This is a genomic window from Streptomyces musisoli (genome assembly GCF_016741855.1).
GTDB classification, from domain to species: Bacteria; Actinomycetota; Actinomycetes; order Streptomycetales; family Streptomycetaceae; genus Streptomyces; species Streptomyces musisoli.
The window spans coordinates 1-1,650 of record NZ_JAERRH010000073.1 but is presented as its reverse complement, the minus strand read 5'-3'; the positions used below and the strand labels follow the sequence as shown (position 1 = coordinate 1,650).

2 protein-coding genes are annotated in these 1,650 nt (G+C 65.9%); both read left to right on the top strand.

Annotation, left to right across the window (positions count from 1 at the left end; genetic code table 11):
• The coding region (locus JK361_RS41930; RefSeq protein WP_236054672.1) for a phosphopantetheine-binding protein at positions 1-226 on the top strand (226 nt) is incomplete at its 5' end.
• On the top strand, positions 226-1,650 hold a 1,425-nt coding region (locus tag JK361_RS40465), incomplete at its 3' end, for a condensation domain-containing protein (protein WP_236054671.1). The genes JK361_RS41930 and JK361_RS40465, both read left to right, overlap by 1 nt.

Below are 1,650 nucleotides of genomic sequence, written 5' to 3'. Positions count from 1 at the left end.
CGGTGTGGAGCGCGTCGGTATCGACGACAGCTTCTTCGACCTGGGCGGGCACTCCCTGCTCGCGACCCGGGTCATAAGCCGCATCCGCACCGAACTGAACGTAGAGATCCCGCTTCGAGCACTGTTCGAAGCCCCCGATGTTGCCAGCCTCAGTGAGCGGCTGGGGGCAGCGGAGAAGTCCCGCCGGCCCGCTCTTCGGCGGATGCCGCGCCCCCAGGAGAAGTGATGATTCCTCTTTCTTTTTCGCAGCGTCGTCTCTGGTTCCTCAACCGCTTCGAGGGAGCGAACGCTTCGACGTACAACCTCCCCATCGCGTTGCGCCTGACGGGCGCCCTGGACCGGGAGGCGCTGGCGGCTGCCCTGCGCGATGTCGTCGAACGACACGAGAGCCTGCGCACTGTCTTCCCCGAGGGTGAGGACGGCGCGCCGTTCCAGCGGATCCTCGACACGGAGCGAGCCTGGGCGGGGCTCGACGCGATCTCCGCGGCCGAGGGCGAGATGGACGAACTCATCACCTCCTTCCGGCAATCAGGGTTCGACGTGACCGTCGACGTCCCGATCCGCGCCCGTCTGTTCTCGGTCAGCGACACCTCGCACGTCCTGGTGGTGGTGCTGCACCACATCGCGGGTGACGGCTGGTCCATGGCGCCACTGGCGCGAGACGTCGCGGTCGCCTATGAGGCCCGGGCCGAGGGCCGTGTCCCGGACTGGGAGCCGCTGCCCGTCCAGTACGCCGACTATGCGATGTGGCAGCTGGAACTGCTGGGTGAGGAGTCCGACCCGGACAGCGTGCTGAGCCGGCAGGTGGCCTACTGGACCCAGGCGCTGGCGGGCCTTCCTGAACAGCTCGAACTTCCTGCAGACCGCGCACGGCCTGCCACGGCCACGTACTCGGGTGACCGCGTGCCCTTCGAGATCGACGCCGAACTTCACCGTGCCCTGACCGAACTGGCACGCGAATCCGGCACGAGCATGTTCATGGTGCTCCAGGCGGCCTTCGCCACACTCCTGTCCCGCTTGGGTGCGGGGACGGACATTCCGATCGGTTCGCCGGTCGCGGGCCGTACCGATGAGGCGTTGGACGATCTGGTCGGGTTCTTCGTGAACACGCTGGTCCTGCGCACCGATCTCTCCGGGAACCCCACCTTCCGCGAGCTCCTCGCGCAGGTACGCATGTCGGTGCTCACTGCGCACGAACACCAGGACGTGCCGTTCGAGCACCTGGTCGAGGCGCTGAATCCGGCGCGCTCCCTGTCCCGCCACCCGCTCTTCCAGGTCGCACTGGCCTTCCAGAACAATGCACAGGCGGAACTCCGTCTCAAGGGGCTCACCCTGAGCCTCATGGACTTCAGCACGAACACTGCCAAATTCGACCTGTCCCTGGGGATATCGGAGCAGTTCGCCGAGCAGGGTATTCCGGCTGGTCTGACGGGCGCCTTCGAGTTTGCGACGGATCTTTTCGATCGTTCGACGGTCGAGTCGTTCGTCGTGTTCTTGCGTCGTTTGCTGGCGGGTGTGGTTGCCGATCCTGATGTGCCGGTGGGGTCGGTGGACATTCTGTCGGTGGGTGAGCGGCGGGATGTGTTGTCGGTGTGGCAGGGGGTGGAGTCGGATGTAGTGGTGGCTCCGTTGCCTGTGTTGTTCGAGCGA